Source organism: Hoylesella enoeca JCM 12259 (assembly GCF_000613405.1).
Taxonomy (GTDB): Bacteria; Bacteroidota; Bacteroidia; order Bacteroidales; family Bacteroidaceae; genus Prevotella; species Prevotella enoeca.
In genome coordinates, this window is sequence record NZ_BAIX01000006.1 from 1 (window position 1) to 19,291 (window position 19,291).

At 47.6% G+C, this 19,291-nt stretch carries 14 protein-coding genes and 2 pseudogenes; 7 read left to right on the top strand and 9 right to left on the bottom strand.

The features are described from left to right. Nucleotides 1-193 precede the first annotated feature (193 nt). The 6 genes from JCM12259_RS03275 to JCM12259_RS03295 all read left to right on the top strand — a co-directional run bounded on the left by JCM12259_RS03275 (nucleotide 194) and on the right by JCM12259_RS03295 (nucleotide 4,510). Nucleotides 194-415 carry a hypothetical protein gene (locus tag JCM12259_RS03275; protein ID WP_051559141.1) on the top strand — a complete coding sequence of 74 codons (222 nt, stop codon included), beginning with the start codon at nucleotides 194-196 and terminating at the stop codon, nucleotides 413-415. Between the two features lie 42 nt (nucleotides 416-457). Next, nucleotides 458-1,675 carry a hypothetical protein gene (locus JCM12259_RS13600; RefSeq protein ID WP_374188300.1) on the top strand — a complete coding sequence of 406 codons (1,218 nt, stop codon included), beginning with the start codon at nucleotides 458-460 and terminating at the stop codon, nucleotides 1,673-1,675. Further along, nucleotides 1,642-2,016 (top strand): hypothetical protein, encoded by a 375-nt coding sequence (locus JCM12259_RS17725; protein WP_374188301.1) that lies wholly within the window; start codon nucleotides 1,642-1,644, stop codon nucleotides 2,014-2,016. Before JCM12259_RS13600 ends, JCM12259_RS17725 begins: the two co-directional genes overlap by 34 nt. Before the next feature lie 267 nt (nucleotides 2,017-2,283). Beyond that, nucleotides 2,284-2,715, top strand: a complete 432-nt coding sequence (locus JCM12259_RS03285) for an HU family DNA-binding protein (protein WP_025065400.1) — start codon at nucleotides 2,284-2,286, stop codon at nucleotides 2,713-2,715. Nucleotides 2,716-2,884: 169 nt separating this feature from the next. Continuing rightward, the gene (locus tag JCM12259_RS03290; protein WP_025065401.1) at nucleotides 2,885-3,460 is read left to right on the top strand and encodes a sigma-70 family RNA polymerase sigma factor; all 576 of its coding nucleotides are present in this window, start codon (nucleotides 2,885-2,887) and stop codon (nucleotides 3,458-3,460) included. Between the two features lie 72 nt (nucleotides 3,461-3,532). Further along, on the top strand, nucleotides 3,533-4,510 hold the full coding sequence (locus tag JCM12259_RS03295) for a FecR family protein (protein ID WP_159105369.1): 978 nt from the start codon (nucleotides 3,533-3,535) through the stop codon (nucleotides 4,508-4,510). A gap of 33 nt (nucleotides 4,511-4,543) precedes the next feature. Here the strand turns inward: JCM12259_RS03295 and JCM12259_RS03300 are convergent, their stop codons facing one another. Both JCM12259_RS03300 and JCM12259_RS17505 read right to left on the bottom strand, forming a co-directional pair. Continuing rightward, a complete protein-coding gene (locus JCM12259_RS03300) occupies nucleotides 4,544-6,307 on the bottom strand; it encodes an ArnT family glycosyltransferase (RefSeq protein ID WP_025065403.1) in 1,764 nt (587 codons plus the stop codon). A gap of 20 nt (nucleotides 6,308-6,327) precedes the next feature. After that, nucleotides 6,328-6,453 carry a hypothetical protein gene (locus JCM12259_RS17505; RefSeq protein WP_257720263.1) on the bottom strand — a complete coding sequence of 42 codons (126 nt, stop codon included), beginning with the start codon at nucleotides 6,451-6,453 and terminating at the stop codon, nucleotides 6,328-6,330. Between the two features lie 226 nt (nucleotides 6,454-6,679). On the opposite strand from JCM12259_RS17505, the gene JCM12259_RS03310 reads away from it, so the two are divergent. Next, on the top strand, nucleotides 6,680-8,470 hold the full coding sequence (locus tag JCM12259_RS03310) for an LTA synthase family protein (RefSeq protein ID WP_025065404.1): 1,791 nt from the start codon (nucleotides 6,680-6,682) through the stop codon (nucleotides 8,468-8,470). Between the two features lie 135 nt (nucleotides 8,471-8,605). Here the strand turns inward: JCM12259_RS03310 and JCM12259_RS13605 are convergent. The 7 genes and pseudogenes from JCM12259_RS13605 to JCM12259_RS03345 all read right to left on the bottom strand — a co-directional run bounded on the left by JCM12259_RS13605 (nucleotide 8,606) and on the right by JCM12259_RS03345 (nucleotide 19,232). Further along, nucleotides 8,606-11,235 (bottom strand): annotated as a pseudogene (locus JCM12259_RS13605) (transglutaminase-like domain-containing protein). A gap of 77 nt (nucleotides 11,236-11,312) precedes the next feature. Beyond that, on the bottom strand, nucleotides 11,313-11,756 hold the full coding sequence (rpiB, locus tag JCM12259_RS03320) for a ribose 5-phosphate isomerase B (RefSeq protein WP_025065405.1): 444 nt from the start codon (nucleotides 11,754-11,756) through the stop codon (nucleotides 11,313-11,315). Nucleotides 11,757-11,758: 2 nt separating this feature from the next. Further along, nucleotides 11,759-13,777 carry a transketolase family protein gene (locus tag JCM12259_RS03325; RefSeq protein ID WP_025065406.1) on the bottom strand — a complete coding sequence of 673 codons (2,019 nt, stop codon included), beginning with the start codon at nucleotides 13,775-13,777 and terminating at the stop codon, nucleotides 11,759-11,761. 353 nt (nucleotides 13,778-14,130) lie between these two features. After that, nucleotides 14,131-15,438, bottom strand: a complete 1,308-nt coding sequence (locus tag JCM12259_RS03330) for an MFS transporter (protein ID WP_025065407.1) — start codon at nucleotides 15,436-15,438, stop codon at nucleotides 14,131-14,133. 87 nt (nucleotides 15,439-15,525) lie between these two features. Further along, nucleotides 15,526-16,685 (bottom strand): annotated as a pseudogene (gene galK / locus JCM12259_RS13610) (galactokinase). Between the two features lie 39 nt (nucleotides 16,686-16,724). Continuing rightward, complete coding sequence (locus tag JCM12259_RS03340; RefSeq protein WP_025065408.1) at nucleotides 16,725-17,816, bottom strand: aldose epimerase family protein; 1,092 nt, start codon at nucleotides 17,814-17,816, stop codon at nucleotides 16,725-16,727. 105 nt (nucleotides 17,817-17,921) lie between these two features. Then, complete coding sequence (locus tag JCM12259_RS03345; protein WP_025065409.1) at nucleotides 17,922-19,232, bottom strand: bifunctional folylpolyglutamate synthase/dihydrofolate synthase; 1,311 nt, start codon at nucleotides 19,230-19,232, stop codon at nucleotides 17,922-17,924. Between the last annotated feature and the right edge of the window lie 59 nt (nucleotides 19,233-19,291).

Consider the following 19,291-nt stretch of genomic DNA (forward strand, 5'->3'; position numbering starts at 1 on the left):
TTAACACACACACACACATCGCACCTGGCGTAGACACCTTCACGGCTTTACCTTACGCGCGCGCGTAAAGCATGCGCTAAACACCAATAAACAAAGGGCTCAAGAGAGTTCCCTTTGTTCTTCTTTTTATGTCCTTTTGTCAATCCGGCAAGGGGGAAAACTTCACGAATTATTCACTCAAAACATAGCGATTATGAAACAAAATCAATTAGAGAGAATGGGCTACAGCAAGCCCGAAATCGAGACCATCCGCTTGGAGGCTCACAGTGAGTTAATGGACACTTCGTTCCCCAGCCAGCACAATCCTGGCCAACACGGCATAGGCCCGAGCAGTGCCAAGCAAGGATGGTTTGACGAGGAAGACGAGGACGAAAGCCTCGCAACCCCCGCGGGCGAGGAGAGCCTTTGGGATTAGAGAGTTATTAATTTCATAAAACAACACGAAATGAAAATTTACATGAATACAATCAAAACATGGGCGCTGCTAATAGCAGGCTTGCTGTTGACAGCCGCTTGCGCCAACGATGACGTGGCGCAGAAAGACACAGACACAGATAACGGCACTGACAAAAACCTGACCACGTTCGTAACCGGCGCAGAGCCGACTTCGCGCACCTCGATGGATTACACCAACGGCGCTTTCTATTGGGAGGCAGGCGACTATATCTATGTGCAGGACGATGACGGCACATGGCAGAAGAGCAGCAACGCTCCGAAAGCGAAAACAGCTTTCTTTCAATTTAAGGTATCAGGCAAGTTTAATAACAATGCATCGTATAAGGTTTATTATCCTGGAAAGAATGGCAACAAAGACCAGGTTAATATCCCTGCTGCCCAGACCCAGACAGCACCCAACACCACTACTCATTTTGGCGTATCGGGCGACTGTGGCACGGCTGTCGCAACAGGCCCTGTTGGTGGTAATTCATTCTCTTTTACACTTGATCACCAGGCAGCCATTCTTGTCTTCCAGCCTTACACCAGCAACACCATCTTGCAGAACTGCTACCTAACGAAAGTAGAGGTGACTTCCGACAACGATATCACCGATACTTACACCCTTACTTCATCAGGCGCGTTGACAGGCGGTAGTGGAACAGGTAAACAGATCATCCTCACCACTAAGGGCAGCGGAACTTATGCCAACGGATTCCCACTCAACACCACTTCTGCCAGCGTAGCAACGAACGGTGCTTATATGGTTATTAAGCCAGGCACGCATATTTTAAGGGTACGTTACTGGGTAAAAGACGTAGCAACCAACGTTGAAGGGACGATTACGAAGAACTTAGGTTCTTTCACTTACAATGCAAATACTTATTACGACATGACGGCCAACCTCAATATTCGTGATTATGCTGGTGATAAGTATTATATGTGGGACGCACAATACCAATATTGGGCAGGTCATGAATGGAACAAGCCCGGTTATGTAAAAGATGTAGACCAGCCTACGGTCATTGGCAACTCAGGCAGCGCCTACCCTCGGAACCCCAGCGATCCACGGTGGTATCATGAAGGAGGCGGTAGCGTAAGATTTGATGCTACCCAATCATGTGCAGGTCTTCCCAACGCCAACGAGATGTCTTGGTACGTTATGTACGGTGATCCTCGTTGGGATGGTGACGAATTATGGACACGATGGGTCACTTATATAAAGGCGGTATGTGGTTGAAGAAGAAGTACGTATTGCAGGCAAAAAATCATTACAATAGAGAGAAATCCGCAGACGGTTCAGATATGCGCACAAGCATTAAGAGATACGAAAACCGCAACAGTAGCATCAAGTCAGGACTCCCATCTGCAGCCGATGCAAGTAATTACTTCTACCTGCCCGCCTTGGGGTATTACCACTCGGGGCAGCTGTACGACGTTGGTAACGTCGGCTACTACTGGTCGTCCAGTAAGGTCCCGTTTATCAGCCAGAACGCTTACTGCCTGTTCATCGAAGATTGGAGCATCGTTGTAAACAACAACAACAACGGCGTCGGGTGCAGGGTCGGGACGTTCGAGTGAGCCTTGCGATTGGTTCATCCACCGGATCCGCCTCGGTGAAACCGGGGAAGGGGTGGAAGAAAATTTATATACGGTTTGCCGTAAATTTATATACGGTTAGAAATTTACGGGGAACCGTATATAAAAATATTTTTATCAAATAAAAATTTACGGGGAACCGTATATAAATTTCAAAAGATACGGAAGCCGCAAAATTATATCGGATATAACGATGAGGGAAACCTATTAATGTAATAATTTATTTACTTAAAATAAACTTGTAATAGTATGAGAATCAAATTAGTAGCGCGGAAGAATCCGCAAAACAAGACCGAAGTGAAACTGTATGCCAACGCTGTGAACCTGGGCAAGAAGACGCTGCACGACATTGCGCGCGACATTTCGGGGCGCTCGTCACTGACGCGGGGCGACATCGAAAACGTGTTGTCAAACTTTATTGATTGTCTGCCGCAGTATTTGCGCGACGGATTCAGTGTGCAGTTGGGCGGATTTGGTACGGTTCGCCTGACGCTGTCGAGCAAGGGCGCGGAGACGGCCAAAGCTTTTAATATCGATACCATTAAGCCGCGCGTGACGTTTACGCCGGGCGTGGAACTGAAAGCGGCGCTGCGCGATAACTCGTATGAGACGGTGAAAGACAAAGAGGAGGAAGAGAAAAAGAAGAAAAAGAAAGAACAAGAAGGAGGAAGCGGAACATAGAAAAGGATATTTAAAGGTGAAAGGGTGAAAAGATGGGTGAAGGCTGTCTTTTCACTCTTTTGCTTTGTGAGGGTAGGCAGATTCTCGGGATGAGCGTTTGCTGCTTTTTATTTTATTCAGCATGAAATGGAAAGGGAATAATAGTTTTTCTGTATATTTGCACCCGACAATGAGGACGGGAAAAGACGAAACTACACTGATCGCGGAGCTGAAACAAGATTCTCAACAGGCGTTGCGAGGGATCTATGAGCGATATGCAGGGCGGCTCTATGCTTTTGGTTTGCAATATTGCAAATCACGAGAGTGTGTGGAAGAACTTGTCGAAGACACATTTGTTTGGCTTTGGACGCATCGTCAGAGCATCCGACAAAGCAATTCCTTGCGGGCTGTGCTCTTCATTCGGATGCGTCATTTTCTCATCAATGCGTATCGCACCACGGTCAACTCCGTTGAATTCGAGGATTATCTCCATTATAAAGGCCGACTCACTGATGGTGATACGGATTGGTTGGAATATGATGATTTTGTGCGAATGGTGCACGATGCCATTGCGAGATTGCCTGAAACGCAGCGTCGTGTGGTGCAACTCTCGCGGATGGAGAGGCTCAGTAACCATGATATTGCGCGTCGATTGAATCTCAAAGAACAAACAGTCAAAAACCAACTTTCGCTGGGTTTGAAAGCGTTAAAACAAATGTTGGGTCCTGCCTACGGCCTTTATAGCCTGCTTTTTTTTGTTAATTGATCGGCTGCTATCGGTATTTTGCCCCCAGATAAGTGTCTTTATATCATAGATAGCATGCAAAAGGTAAAGAGAATGAGTGATATACAACATAAATTTTACGATAACAGCATCACCGTTGACGAGTTAGACGATTTGCGGCAAGCGGTCAACCACATGACCGATAAGGATTTAGAAGCCGACATGTATGCCCGTTGGAGCCATTCGGAAACGCCTGATGGCGAAACTCTTCAGCCGCATTTAGATCGCATTTGGGGACAGATAAGACAGCGAGTGCAGCCCCGTCGGCAACGTTCCAAGCGCTTTTGGTGGAACGCATTGAAGTTGGCCGCCGTCGTATTGCCGCCTCTGCTGCTCGCCGGTTATATGACATATCAGCATCGTCTCAACACTTCTGCTGTTCCGGAAACAGTGATCAGCACCGGAAACGACGAACGGGCAACCGTGCATTTGCCTGATGGCAGCCGGGTGATGATGAACGAGCGCTCGACCATCCGATATGATTTGGCTTCGTTTAATCAGTCGAAGAGACAGCTGAAATTTGATGGTGAGGGTTTCTTTGAGATTCATCCAGACTCTAAACATCCTTTTCTGATTCAGTCGAATAAACTCAACGTGCAGGTGTTGGGCACTCGTTTTAATTTTTATTCGCGCCGCGACGAATCGCGAGCCGAACTGGTTTTAGCTTCGGGAAAGGTGCTTCTCACAGCCATTTCATCAGGAAAGAGCGTCACGATGAAGCCTAATCAATGGGCTGTTGTGGATAAACGCACAGGCCATATATCCGTAACCACACTCGCAACTGCCGTCAACGATGCCACAGCTTGGTGTCGGCGAGAACTCACATTCCGCAATGCGCCGCTTTGGATGGTGCTTTCCACGCTCGAAAAGACATATCACGTGCGTATTCATACGGCTCCGTCGATCAACACCGAAGATCTTTTCACGGGTACGATGACGAGCAATAACATCAACGAAAACCTCGAAATCCTCGAAACTTCTTATCATTTCCACACCAGAATTAATGATAATGTCGTGGAAATCAGCCGTTGAACGGATGACGGCAAGCCGTCATCCGAATCAAGACTAATTGTCAATCGGTTTCTTTTCGCGCTTCTCAAACCGATAGAAATAGATCTGATCGTGAATCTCTGTCATCTCTTTCGGAATGTGTGTAACATATTTGAGATTCAGGATTCGGCGTTTCCGGTCGAAATATTCAGTCGTATCACGCGCTCCGATCATCAATATTCCCTCGGCAGGATCATCTAATTCGATCTGCCTGATGCGGTCGCCGGTATAAAAATCGGTGGCAAAAAAGTGGATCATCGGAGCTTTGATATAACTGTAAATGGGGTCATTGGGAAATCGTTTTTCAATCAAATCAGCCACGGGTCGATCTGATTTCGTATTCAAAATGGCGGGTTGAAGCACGCCATCGATGACAACAAACAGCGTCAAAACCATCATCGACATTTTCAACACCAAGTGTTCGTTGCGTTGCCGACCATCTTTTCTGATGAGAAAAGCGGTCGTTGCCCCTGTCACCAACAACAACACCAGCCATAACAAGCCATCCATGTCGATGAGGTCGATATGCTCCAAGGCCGAAAGCATCGCCAAATTGTCTGTCGCATGCTTGCCGTGGAAGATCGAATGAGGCACAAGTCTCATTCGAACGACCGCAAACAACGTGATCAAAACAGCACTTAAAACCACCAGAAAACCTGTGTAAAAACGCACGAAACGCACCCGTCCCGATGCGATCAGCCACACGATGTATTCTGCCATGAGATAAGCCATAAAGGGATAGCAAGGCAACAGATAAGTGCTTCGTTTGCTCGAAGGAATGCAATAGAACAAAAGAATGAGCAGAAAAGCCAACCATGAGAAAAGCTGCAACGGTTCGGCTTGCTGACACCAAGTTCTAAACGCGTTCCATTCACGACCGATCGACCACGATTTTGGCCATTTCAGCCGATGCAGATAACGCTTCCACGACAGCGAAAACAGCGAAATCAACAACAGAATTGTCCACGGAAGCCACCCCGTCAGCAATGTTCCGAAATTATAAACGAATGAATGCCGATGCGACTCATAAGTCATCCGCCCCATGAAACGCCCGAAATTCTCTTCCATCACGAGGTTTAAGAAGTTGTCGCCGCCCGCTTGATAAGCCGCCACATACCACAAAGCCGGCAACGCACAAGCCAGCACTGCAAAGCCGACGAGCCGCAACCCAATGCGGAAAGTCAGTTCGCGGCGCAACCATAAATATACGAAGATCACAAAACAAGGCAACAAGAATCCCACAGGACCTTTCGTCAAGACGGCTCCACTCATGCAAAGCACTGCACCAACGGGCAATCCCCGTTTCCCTTTTTCCCACCAACGAAAAAACAGATAGAGTGCCCCCACGATGAAAACTGTCAACAACATGTCTACACGGCACGCTGTTCCGGCTCGGTGAACTTCAAAAGCCGTGAGCGTCAACAGGGCTGTCAGCAGGGCGATCTGCTGATTTTTGCGCCGCGCAAAGAATGTGTAGCCGGCGCAAGTCAGCACGATTAGTGACAGTGCCGACGGCAATCGGGCGGTGAACTCGCTGACATAGCCGGACAGAAGCGAGCAAAGCGCAATGCACCAATGGAAAAATGGCGGTTTGTAAGGTATATCGCCGCCGTTGTTTATAGGCAAAATCCAATCTCCGTTTTTGAGCATGGAGAGTGCCACAACAGCCTCGCGAGGTTCTCCTTTGGAATGAAAATCGGTCAATCCGAGAAACGGAATCGTGACAACGACACTGAGAACAAACACCCAAAAGAGCGGTTTGGACAAATGAAATTTCATAAATCGAATGTTATTTTTTATCAATAAGAATCGTCGGTAAACAATCCGTCATCGATGGATTGCATTTCCGGAATCAATCCGGAAAACTCAATGTAAGAACGGATGGCGGCAGCTGGATATTGCATGGAGAGCAACTTTTTTCTCAACGGCCTGTTTGCCCCGTTTCAACGGACGATTGATTGCAATGCGAAAAAGCATTCATCGGCGCACGATTAACCGTTGGTTGCATTGCGATTAACGGCCTATTGAAAAACACTTCATTCCGTGTTGGTAATCGATAAGCTCAAAACTCAATAGGATCTTTACGAGTTACGAATTAAATTCTGTATTTTTGCAGTCGGAATTTTTACACAAACCAAGAATTGCCCAGGTATGAAACGATTATTAAACCGCATTTTTCCCCGCGAACAATGGGATGCCCCGACACGGCAATACGCCATCGCATTGTTCCTGAAATTCATTCTTTTTGATGTCATTTGGTGTCTCCAAACCACTTTCACATCGTTTTCGATGCCCGAACTCTATGTGAATACGGCACTTGCAACACTCATTTTGCTGCTGCCTTATATCGTGACGCGGCGCGACTGGGTGCAACTGGCTGTGCTGTTTGCCGTGGATGCGCTGCTCGTTTGCAATCTGATGTACAGCCGCACCTATAACTCGGTGATTCCATTGAGCAGTTACGGACTGGCGGGAAATCTGAGTGACTTCCTCCCCAGCGTCATTGATTCGATGCGATGGATAGATCTGCTCTTCCCTTTGTCCACAGTTGGTCTGCTCATTCATCGGTTGCGCCGACGTCACCCGATGTCGAAGCGCCGGCGCGTGATCATGCCTTATGCCGTGCTCACGCTTGTCGTGGCGGGTATTTCAGCTGTGCAGCTTGCTGTGAAAGGCGGACTCACCAAGGCTTTCGACCATCTGCAATCGGCCAATTATTACACATGTATCGTCCCGATGTACACCATTTTCGGTCATCTTTACTATGATGCGATACAAACAGACAGGCCTTTCACGCCCGAAATGAAGCGCAAAATCGAACATTGGATGGCTGAAAAACCGGCCTATCGACCGTTGTCCGACAGCATATCAAGGCGCACCAATCTGGTCGTTGTGCTCTGCGAATCATTAGAAAGTTGGGTGTTGGAACGGCAGGTAGAGGGCATCGAAATCACGCCCAACCTCAACCGCATACTGCGCGAACCGTCAACGCTCTACGCTCCGCATGTCTTGACACAGGTGAAAGGCGGTCGGTCGATCGATTGCCAACTGCTGCTCAATGCCGGCATGTTGCCTGTCAACAGCGGATGTTATGCCATGCGTTATCCTGACGACACGTTTCTGACACTGACCAAAGCCTTGCACGCACGCGAGAAATCGCACAGTTATTTGCTCACTGTCGACAAAGCAGTGACTTGGAATCAAGCTATCGTAGCACGATCATTCGGTATCGATACGCTGCTTGCTAAGCCTTGCTGGCGCTTGGATGAGAAAGTGGGTTCGAGAAAGAAGCTCGGCGACGTGTCGTTTATGAAGCAAGCCGTAGAGAAAATGCGGCAAGGCGAAATTTGGAAAAGCGGCGAACATGTTTATCTCCAATTCGTTACGTATTCCGGTCATAATCCGTTTGTCTTGCCGGATGCGCTGAAACGTATCAAGCTCCACGGCAATTATCCTGTCAAAATGCGCGATTATATCACGATGGCAAACTATACCGATCATGCACTCGGCATCTTATTGAATTATCTGAAAACACGACCCGACTATAAAAATACGATGATCGTCATCACGGGCGACCATGAAGGATTGGCTGCCGATCGCGAAGATATCCGTCGGTCGGCCATTGGTCGGAAGATGGTTTCAAGTCATCTGCACACGCCTTTTATTGTCGTCAATTCACCGGTGGGAGTCCGTTATGATGCGGTGATGGGTCAAGTGGACATGTATCCCACGATTCTCAACTTGCTTCATTTGGATGATTACGCCTGGAAAGGTATCGGACAGAGCATCCTCGATCCATCAAAAGCACCAGCTGCAGTGGGTTCCGACATGCAAGTCGAGGTCAGCGGACAAGGTGTTTCGCCGCAGGAAATCAAGCGATTGAAGCAGGCACACACGGTGTCAGACTTGATGATACGATATGATTGGCTGAAAAATAAATAAGAAAATACCATTTTTCTCCAAATCAGAACACGTTAAGAAAAATCCCGCAAACCCTTTATGAATAAGGATTACGGGATTTTTCTTAATTGCTTTTATGCTCCAATGCTCAATCGTTTACCGATTGATATTCGTTGCTTAGAGCTTGTTGATCACCTTTTGCAGTTGTTCGCCGAGACCGATGGTATAGCCTTGGGAAACGAAGACGATTCGATTGAACGTGTCGGCAATGATGAAAATGGGGAGCAAACGATCGGTTTGGAGTTTCATCTGGGCTGCAATCTGGCGCTTAATACTGCCGTCGCGGTCGATGCCGAAGATAGTATTGGTTGGCAATTCACCGAAATCCTTGGCATTGAATTTGGCTGCGTCGGCTTCATTTTCAAATAATAAAACGAGCGGACGACCCCATTTATCTAACGAAGACTTGACGTTTGCAATGTCGCGCAAGGCGTGATTGGTTGGTTCTTGACCAACACCGAGGATGCCCACAACGAAGTATCCGCGGCCAGTCTGTGAGAGAATGGATACGTCTTTGCCGTCTTTGCTGAACTTCGATTCACTATCGAAAGAGCCGATCACACTCACTTCGTCAGTACTTGTACGTACATCGAGCGGTAAAGTCGTGGTTTTACCTGGCCGAATCGTGAATATTTGCGTGTTGGCCAGTACGCTTCCGTTGGCCAATCGCGTACCCGTTGTGAGCAAGTAAGTACCGACGTCAAGACGGGCACCATCTTTAAACGTGTTCGACACTGTGTTCCGTTGCTCTCATCAGCTGTTCCATCATAGAAATTGAGTAAACTCGTCGTTCCGTTTTCTATTTTTGAAATCGTGAAATGCCTATAATATTTCGGATCATCTAAGTATTTCGTGGGTTGATAGGTCAAGACCAACGTGCCGGTGGGGGCTGCCTGTTGTTGCACGGCATCAAAGTTGACATCGATCCAGTGGCCGTTTTCGCGGTATTGGACCTTGGATGTAACGACGTCTTTACGTGCGGGAATGCCCAAACTACGCGCAACGTCAACAAAGAAGATATCTCGTGAGCGTGTGTCGGTAAGGCGCGCGCGCCACACGCCGATAGGAGTCTGAGCAATACGCAGGGCTTTCGGGTCTGGATAGAGGCGCAGATTGGCCTTTACCCATTTCACAAGCAGTGCGGGATTGGCACGGAATCGGTTGGCGGTCTGCTTGTCGAAAGCCTTTTCCAATTGCTGTTTAAACGGCGCGATAATCATTTCGTCTTCTACGCGTGGGCACACTTCATCGCTTGATGCATTGAAGTTGTCTTCGAGAATCTCTGTCGGAATGTCTCTCAAATCCTTGTCGCTGAGTGATCGAAGCAGACTGAAAGCACGTGCGGAACGGTCTTTATGACGGACAAGGAACGACAAAATGACAGCGTGATTGCCGCGTGCCTTGACGAGAAAAGCCGTTATGCTATCGGCCGGCAGACCGTTTTCGAGTGCGGCTTTGCGAGCTGTCTCTTCGTTATAGAATGTCGAAGTATAAGCTGTTCGCACCGAATCTTCGTATGCGAAACGACGGAGATTAGCCTGCCGCTTGTCTTCGGGCACATCAGGCAACATCACTTTCTCGACTGGCGGCACAATATCGAAGACCTGTGCGGGATAACATTGGCGGCGATTGTCGGTTGCGGCGCATCGATCGAGCCGTATTGTGATCTGCTTATCTTTACCGAACGACGCCTTGGAAAAGCCGTACCAACCATCTTTTGATGCCCAAACGAGCATATCTCCAAGCCCGGAAGTGAGAAAAGTGTGCCCTTTCGTGTCGGTATATTTGGTTACCACAGTAAAGAATTCAGCGTAATTGTAGATCTTAAAGTCTACGCGTGCTTGACTTATAGGCTTTCCGGCGTGGTCGACAACGGTGAAATCGATACGAGCTGTGGCTGCATAGTTGTCGATCAGGTTGATTTCCGTGAAGTTGGAAGTGCGAAGCATCACTTCTTCCGGACCATTATAGTCACCAAAAGCCCGTGTGTGCATCAGCATTGCACGTGAAGCTGGGGCATTGAACCAACCCAAATTGAGCACGGCTTCAGGTTCGCAGGCCCCTAAGAAATACCATCGTCCGTCGGCCCAAGCCTCTACCCACGCGTGATTATCATCGGTATGGGCCCATCGCGGCGTGTAAACCTGTCGGGCTGGGATACCGATTGCGCGTAGCGCAGCCACCGCAAAGGTACTCTCTTCACCGCAACGCCCGGTGGCAGTACGCATAGATGCGAGTGGCGAAGAGGTACGCGCGTCTGACGGTTGATAGGTAACGTGCTCGTGACACCAGTGATTTACCTCTAAGATGGCATCGTACATGCTCAATCCTTTTACGCGATCTTTCAGTGCTTGATAGAACTCCGAGCGCGAGTTATCCAGATTTTCGTTGTTCACCCGGATTGGAAGTACAAAGTGACGGAATAGCAATTCGGGCACTTTGTGCCCCCAAGTCATCTCTTTCTGGGTGCGAAACGAGGTGCGAATATTGTCTAAATAATAGGTCGTAGGATAATCTGTGGCGTCAGCCAACGGCATATAGGCATACAAAAATTCCAAAGCCTCGCGCTCTTTCGTTGTGATTTGCTGTCCCGAAAGATTGAAAAAGCGATCTCCCACGAGGTTGATCTTCTGCCTGAAAGCCTTTTCCACTTTGGTCCGATAAGCCGGATCGGCGATGAAATGATCGTTTGCAAAAACTGCGACGCACGCAAGCCAAATGACCAATGATAAAACAAGTCTTTTCATGAGTTATCTAATTGGCGTGCAACTAACGGTTAAATGCACTTTGGTTAACCGTTAGTTGCAACGCGATTAACAGTTAATTACTGGGGGATAGAGATTTTGTCAATACGACGTTGGTGTCGGCCACCTTCGAAATCGGTGTTGAGAAACTCGTCCATCATCATCCGAGCAGTGGCGTTGTCAATGAATCGGCCGGGCATCGCGAGCACATTCGCATCATTATGTTGCCTGCTCAGATGGGCGATTTCGGGCGTCCAACACAGCGCAGCACGGATCATCGCATGTTTGTTGAGCGTCATGCTGATGCCTTCTCCGCTTCCGCAGATGGCGATTCCGGGATAAACGTCGCCCCGCTCAATGCCTTCGGCCAGCGCGTGCGCATAATCGGGATAGTCGCACGAAGCCTCGTCATAAGTTCCGTAATCCTTATACGACAGTCCTTTTTCATCCAAATATTGTTTGACAAACTGTTTGAGCGCAAAGCCGGCGTGGTCGCTGGCTAAACCGATAGTCTTTATTTCCATGGCTATTTGGCTAAAAATGCTTTCACCTCTTTATATATATGCTCGCCCGTAAAGCCGAGCTTCTCGTCTAAAACTTTGTAAGGAGCGGAGAAACCGAAACTCGACAAGCCGAAGACACGACCTTCGGCGCCCACTAATCCTTCAAGTGTCACGGGCAGTCCGGCTGTCAATCCGAATATTTTCGAGCCGTGGGGAAGAATCTTCTCTTGGTATTCGGGCGTTTGATTACGGAATAATCCCTCAGAAGGAACGCTCACAATGCGTATGCGGATGTTGTCTTTACGGAGCAGTTCGGCCGCTGCTTCGAGTGTGGAAACTTCTGATCCGGAAGCCAAAAGAATGATATCGAAATCGTCATCGCTGCCTGCTACCACATAGGCTCCACGTCGGGCTTGGCTGTAGTCGTTGCCTGTGGGCAGCTTGGTCACATTCTGTCGAGAAAGAACCAGCGCTGTCGGCGTGTCCATATTTTCCATAGCCATCTGCCAACAAACGGTGGTTTCGTCGGCATCTGCGGGTCGGAACACGCGCACACTGTCTCTTCCGTGATGGTTTTTCAGCTTCTCCATCAAGCGGATTTGAGCTTCTTGTTCTACGGGTTCGTGTGTGGGACCATCTTCTCCGACACGGAATGCGTCGTGGCTCCAAATGAATTTGATGGGTACTTCCATCAAAGCCGCCATTCGGATGGCTGGTTTCATATAATCGGAGAATACAAAGAAGGTGCCGCAAGCAGGTAGAACGCCACCGTGCAGATACATTCCGATACACATACAAGCCATTGTTAGTTCTGATACTCCGGCTTGGAAGAATGCGCCAGAGAAGTCATCGGCCGTCATTGAATGGGTCTTTTTGAGGAAGCCATCGGTCTTATCGGAGTTCGAAAGATCAGCCGACGAACACACCATATTATGTACTTGCTCTGCCAAAACACTCAAACAAACCGAGCTTGCAGCACGAGTGGCCGATCCTTCGACCTGTGCAATGCCACTCCAATCCACTTTCGGTGCCCGTCCTGAGAACCATTCCTGCATCTCGACAGCCTTCTCCGGATGTGCTTTTGCCCACGTTTCTTCTTGTCTACGACGCGCAGCAACAATGTGTTTCAGTTCTTCCTGCCGCGCAGCGTAAAGGTTTTTCACCTCGTCAAAAACCACGAACGGATCAGCAGGATCACCCCCGAGGTTTTTCACCGTATTGCTGTAAGCCTCTCCGCCGAGCGGTGCTCCGTGTGTTTTTACGCTGTGTTCATAGCTTGTTCCATCGTCTTTCAAGGCACCTTTACCCATGACCGTCTTGCCGATAATCAGCGTGGGGCGTTTCAATTCTGCCTTAGCTTCGGTCAGTGCGCGGCGTATTTCGTCTGCATTATTACCATCGATGGTCAGCACCTTCCATCCCCACGCCGCATATTTGGCGGCAGTGTCTTCTCGCATTACAGCTTCGCATTCGGTCGAAAGTTGAATATCATTGGAGTCATAGAACATAATGAGGTTGTTCAGTCCGAGTAAACCGGCCAACCGCCCGGCACCTTGTGAAATCTCTTCCTGTATGCCTCCGTCGGAAATATATGCGTAAATGGTGTGTTGCATCACCTCTTTACCGAGACGGGCAGCCAAGAATTTCTCAGCAACGGCGGCTCCGGCGGCAAACGTATGCCCCTGACCCAACGGGCCTGAAGTGTTTTCTATGCCCCGTGCAATATCTCGTTCGGGATGTCCGGGAGTGGGAGATCCCCATTGACGAAAGGCTTTCAGTTCATCGATCGTAAACTTTCCTTGCAACGCAAGAGCCGCATAGAGCATCGGAGACATGTGTCCCGGATCGAGATAAAAGCGATCACGGCCGGTCCAAGTGTGATCTTCGGGATCGTAAACCAGGAACTCCGAGAAGAGCACATTGATGAAATCGGCACCACCCATAGCACCACCGGGATGTCCGGACTTTGCTTTTTCGACCATCGAAACAGCCAGAATACGAATGTTGTCTGCTGCACGGTTCATTAGATTCACGTCATTCATTATTTTAGTTATTATGGATTAATCTTGTGCAAATATACAATTTTATATTCAGATAGGCGATTGATTCAATCGGTATTTTACCTATTCCCGGATTTTTCCGTTGTTTTCATCAGCTCAACTCAACAGCACCCTCATCGGTATATAATATAGGGTCTCATCTCGTTAACCATTCCCGGCAATGCGAATAACGGCTTTTGGGAAGCTAAAAAAGGCTTAATGAGCTTGCAAAAAACGATTGGTTGATCAACAATGGAAGCTTTCTTGCATGACGATCAAACAGAAGCGGCATGAAAAAAGCCTGTTATCCATCGGGATACCAGGCTTTTAAATGAATCGTTAAATCGTTTACTACATCACACCGGAATATCGGTATTGACGTTCTTACTGCCGAATAGGGCATAGAACAGCATATAAGCCATAGCCAAGACGGGCACGAAATAAGAAATTAAATAAGTGGAGTTATCGGCAATGAAGTTCTGAAGCAGAGGCAACAGACCGCCGCCGACAACCATTACCATAAAAATTCCCGATGCACTTGCCGTGTATTTGCCCAATCCCTCGGTAGCAAGATTGAATGTACTTGTCCACATAATCGATGTGCAAAGGCCGCAGAGCACTAAGAACATAGCTGCAATGGGCACGTTGACCATTTGGAACGATGAACCCGTAAATACTGGCATATCTACTGTGGTGGATTTGCCGAGTGTGATGGCAGCTAAGATTAAGACGATGCCGATGATGTTAGCGGCCGTCATCATTGTACGGCTCGACACCTTGTCGGCAATAAAACCGCCGCAGAATCGGCCTACAAGCATTAAGAACCAATAGGTTCCGGCAACGAAACCACCGATTGCCGCAGCATTGCCTTGTATGCCTGCGCCGTTGGCAGAGGTGTCGGAGAGATAGAAGTTGAGGGTTCCGGGGATGCCCACTTCTACACCTACGTACACGAAAATGGCGATGGTACCGAGTACAAAGTGGCGGAATGCCATCGGGCTATGCTCGAAAACGGTATCGGCTGTGGTACGACCGAGCTCAGGATCTTGAATGGGAATGAAGCTCAATATGATGAATGCGCCTGCAAATACAGCCATCGCAATGTACATTACGAGGTTTACATCTACCATTTTAGTCTGTGCTGTAACTGTACCGATCAGTGTTCCGACAAGCATTGGAGTTAAAGTGCCCGACAGAGAGTTGAGTGTTCCGCCGACCATATTGAGTTGATTACCGCGATTTCCGCCGCCGCCGAGTAGATTTAACATCGGATTCACAACCGTATTGAGCATACAGACAGAGAATCCCGAGATAAATGCACCGGCCAGATAAGTAGCAAAACCGGGAACGCCGACTTCTACTTTGCCTGACAAGAACTGTGTGAATACGCCGATAAAACCGACTGCAATGCCAATGAGAGCTGTTTTCTTATAACCGATTTTGGTCAACATCTTACCGGCGGGAATGCCCATAAAGAAGTAGGCCAGGAAGTTCATTGCATTCCCCAGCATACCGATGGTATTGGCGTTGGAACTGTCTGCAAATACGTTTTTCCATATAACTCCAATGGGTGCAGCAAGATTCGTTACGAAAGAAATCATTGCATAGAGGAAGAACATTGTGATAATCGCAATGATACTGCCATTTTGTTTTTTCTCGTTCATTTTATTTGATGGTTTAATAATATACATAGAAATGGTCTGCAACCGCTGTTTCAGTTGCAGACCAAAGGTTTTTTGTTCTCTTTCGGATTAGCAAATCTTTCTCGAACCATCGCTGATGATTACGTCGTAGATTTTCGGTTCCTTACCGAATTTAGTCTGATACTTAGCCTTTGCATCTGTAATGAAAGTATCGTAAAGTTCGTCTTTTACGAGGTTGATGGTGCAACCGCCGAAGCCTCCGCCCATAATGCGACTGCCGGTAACGCCGTTTGCCTTGGCAATGTCGTTGAGATAGTCCAGCTCTTCACACGAAACCTCGTATTCTTTGCTAAGTCCTTCGTGGGTTTCATACATTTTTCGGCCTACGGTTTCATAGTCCCCGGCATTGAGTGCATCGCAGACTGCTAAGACGCGATCTTTCTCTCCGAGAACAAAATGAGCACGTTTGTAGTCTTCTTCGCCCACTTCTGCCTGTACTTCTTCAAGTTGTTCCCACGTACAGTCACGCAAAGTCTCGAACTTGGATTCAGGGTGTTTGGCGGCGATATGCTTCACAACGTTTTCGCAACTATTACGACGGTCGTTGTAAGGAGAGCCTGCCAGTTCGTGCTTTACGCACGAATTGAGCAGCACGAGTTTGTAACCTTTCGGATCGAAAGGGAAATATTCAAACTCGCGCGAACGACAATCAAGACGCATTAACTTGCCTTTCTGCCCGAAGATACTGGCAAACTGGTCCATAATACCGCACATCACGCCACAATAATTGTGTTCTGTGGCCTGGCCGGCTAACACCATATCCCATTTGGAAACCTTGTTATCGCCGAACAAGTCGTTAAGAGCGAAAGCGAAACAGCTCTCTAATGCAGCCGATGAAGACATTCCAGCGCCCAATGGAACATCGCCTGCGAAAGCCGTATTGAAGCCTTTTACGTCGACGCCCAACTTCCGCATCTCTTGCACAATGCCGTAGATATAACGCGCCCAACTGGCTCTCGGACCTACTGGATCGTCTACTTTGAATTCCACGCGGTCTTTTAAATCGATAGAATAGCACATTATTGTCTGCAAACCATTGGGTCTTACTTCGGCCATAATGCCTTATCGATGGCTCCGGGAAAAACGAATCCGCCATTATAATCCGTATGCTCGCCAATCAGGTTAATACGGCCGGGAGACGCATAGATATTTCCTGTCTTTCCATCAAAATGTTTGATGAAACGACTTCTTACATATTCTATATCCATATTTCGTAATATTAAATGATTCTTCAGATGTGTTCTGCTTTATTTCTCAACACCAAATCGATAGATTGTTTTCTGCTTATACTGTTCGCCCGGCTTCAAAACGACGGATGGGAAGTAGGGATGGTTCGGACTATCAGGGAAGTGTTGCGCCTCAAAACAGATGGCACTGCGGCGTGGGAAAGTCGCTCCGTGCTGCCCTTTATAGCCGTCGGCCCAGTTATCTGTATAGAGTTGTACACCCGGTTCGGTGGTATAGACCTCCATTGTACGTCCGCTGATGGGCTCTTTGATGCGAGCTGCAAAGCTAAGTTCGCTTTCTTCTTTCTTATTCAGTACGTAGCAGTGGTCGTAACCGGCACCGTTCTTTATTTGTTCGTTATCTGCATCGATGTCCTGTCCAATAGTTTTAGGTGTCCGGAAATCAAAAGGCGTACCCTTGACAAAGCGGATTTCACCTGTTGGAATAGAGGTTTCATCAATCGGCAGATAATAGTCTGCATTGATTTCACAAATAAGATTATCGATTGTTGGTGTCGGATCGGCGATTCCTGCCAATGAGAAGTATCCGTGATTAGTAAGGTTTATGATGGTCTGTTTATTCGTTGTAGCCATATAATCGATAACTAATTCGTTATCATTAGTAAACGTATAAACGACAGTTACTTTGAGTTCGCCCGAGAAACCTTCCTCACCGTAAGGGCTTACATACTTTAAAACCAATGTGTGATCATTCATTTGGAGCGCTTCCCAAACCTTGGCGTTAAAGCCTTTTTTACCTCCGTGCAGTGAATTCGGACCGTTATTGATAGGTAAACTGTATTCTTTGCCGTGTAGTTGAAATCTTCCTTTGCAGATGCGATTGCCGTAACGGCCAATCAAAGTGGACAGATACGGCTCGGGACTCTCTATTACTTCCCGAATATTATCGTGTCCTTGGATGACATTGGCACGGTTACCGTTTTTATCTGGAACCATGATTGCCACTAATGCTCCACCGTAATTGGTAATCGCTATTTCATTACCCTCACTGTTTTTAAGAATGTATAAGTCGGTATCTTTTCCGTCAATGCGTGTCTGAAAGTCCTTACGTTTCAGACCGCAAATGTTTTCTGTCTCCACCGTGTTCGTCATATCAGTAAGTTTTTAGTGATTTTACTTTGTTGCAAAGTAACTGAAAAAAACTGAGTTTAGCAAGCGAACATGGGAAAAATGCGAGCAATTTTGAGTTAAAAACAATTAATTGTAATGCACGTGTTTCATTTGGTGGAGAAACGAAAGGAAATCTGCAACGATATAACTGCTGCCTCCCACGAAGATGAAATCATCTTTATCAGCATCTTCAAGAGCTTGTTGATAGGCTTCGGCAACTGTCGGAAAAGTTTCTCCTTGTAGTTTGAAACGAAGCGAAATCTCCTTAACGTGCTGTGCAGGAATGGCCCGTTGGGTCGTAGCTCGTGTGAAATAATATTGCGCGGAAGCAGGTAGCAGACTCATAACGGTATCTATATCTTTGTCGTCTACCATTCCGAAAACGATTCGGAGTTGCCTGCATCGCAGGTCATTGAGCTGTTTACTCAGATACTCCCAGCCTCCAACGTTGTGTCCGGTATCGCAGATCACGGTAGGATTAGATTGTATTTGTTGCCAACGTCCCATCAAACCGGTGCGTTCGCAGACATGAGCTAAACCGTCTCTGACGCATTCCTCACCTTTCAGAATACCCATCTCGCGCAGTTGATCCAATGCACACAAGACGGTGTTCATATTCTTTCGCTGATAGACTCCACCTAAATCGCTCTGCAACTCACCATTATTTGGCGTGCGATAAACGATTAATTGTCCTGCAAAAGATATCGAATCGCACACCCGGAAAGCGTCTTCTGCAAACGTGATAGGTGCTCCTTGCTTATCAGCTTGATTTTGAAAGACTTGGCGAGTTTGCTCTGTTGATTCTCCAATCACCACCGGAACGCTCCTTTTAATAATCCCGGCCTTCTCTCGGGCTATCTTTTCCAGTGTGTCACCAAGGAATTGCGTATGGTCAAGACTGATATTGGTGATGATTGACAAGATAGGCGTGATGATGTTGGTGCAATCCAATCGACCACCGAGTCCAACTTCAACAACTGCAAAATCAACGTTTTGTTCGGCGAAATATTTAAAAGCCAGCGCCGTGGTCAACTCAAAAAACGAGGGATGCAACGGTTCGAAAAACGCCCGTTCCTGCTCAACGAAATCAACAACAGCCTGTTCGCTGATGCAAATACCATTGACTCGGATGCGCTCACGAAAGTCGATGAGATGCGGAGATGTATAGAGTCCCACCTTGTATCCGGCCGATTGGAGTACCGAAGCGATACTGTGCGAACAAGACCCTTTGCCGTTTGTGCCTGCGATATGAATGGATTTGAATGTCCGATGCGGATGTCCGAAATGCGCATCTAAGGCTAATGAATTGGACAAACCTTCTTTATAGGCAGAGGCTCCGACATGTTCAAAGACGGGTGTACTATTAAATAAGTATTCAACTGTTTCTCGATAGTTCATCGTATATATATAAAAAAGGTGCAGACCAAGCCTCTTTGAGCTGGTCTGCACCTGTATTT

Excerpts from the sequence above, each read along its gene's own strand:
- JCM12259_RS03275 (WP_051559141.1), top strand. The coding sequence starts at position 194 with ATGAAACAAAATCAATTAGAGAGAATGGGCTACAGCAAGCCCGAAATC.
- JCM12259_RS13600 (WP_374188300.1), top strand. The coding sequence starts at position 458 with ATGAATACAATCAAAACATGGGCGCTGCTAATAGCAGGCTTGCTGTTG.
- JCM12259_RS17725 (WP_374188301.1), top strand. The coding sequence starts at position 1,642 with ATGGGTCACTTATATAAAGGCGGTATGTGGTTGAAGAAGAAGTACGTA.
- JCM12259_RS03285 (WP_025065400.1), top strand. The coding sequence starts at position 2,284 with ATGAGAATCAAATTAGTAGCGCGGAAGAATCCGCAAAACAAGACCGAA.
- JCM12259_RS03290 (WP_025065401.1), top strand. The coding sequence starts at position 2,885 with ATGAGGACGGGAAAAGACGAAACTACACTGATCGCGGAGCTGAAACAA.
- JCM12259_RS03295 (WP_159105369.1), top strand. The coding sequence starts at position 3,533 with ATGAGTGATATACAACATAAATTTTACGATAACAGCATCACCGTTGAC.
- JCM12259_RS03300 (WP_025065403.1), bottom strand. The coding sequence starts at position 6,307 with ATGAAATTTCATTTGTCCAAACCGCTCTTTTGGGTGTTTGTTCTCAGT.
- JCM12259_RS03310 (WP_025065404.1), top strand. The coding sequence starts at position 6,680 with ATGAAACGATTATTAAACCGCATTTTTCCCCGCGAACAATGGGATGCC.
- rpiB (WP_025065405.1), bottom strand. The coding sequence starts at position 11,756 with ATGGAAATAAAGACTATCGGTTTAGCCAGCGACCACGCCGGCTTTGCG.
- JCM12259_RS03325 (WP_025065406.1), bottom strand. The coding sequence starts at position 13,777 with ATGAATGACGTGAATCTAATGAACCGTGCAGCAGACAACATTCGTATT.
- JCM12259_RS03330 (WP_025065407.1), bottom strand. The coding sequence starts at position 15,438 with ATGAACGAGAAAAAACAAAATGGCAGTATCATTGCGATTATCACAATG.
- JCM12259_RS03340 (WP_025065408.1), bottom strand. The coding sequence starts at position 17,816 with ATGACGAACACGGTGGAGACAGAAAACATTTGCGGTCTGAAACGTAAG.
- JCM12259_RS03345 (WP_025065409.1), bottom strand. The coding sequence starts at position 19,232 with ATGAACTATCGAGAAACAGTTGAATACTTATTTAATAGTACACCCGTC.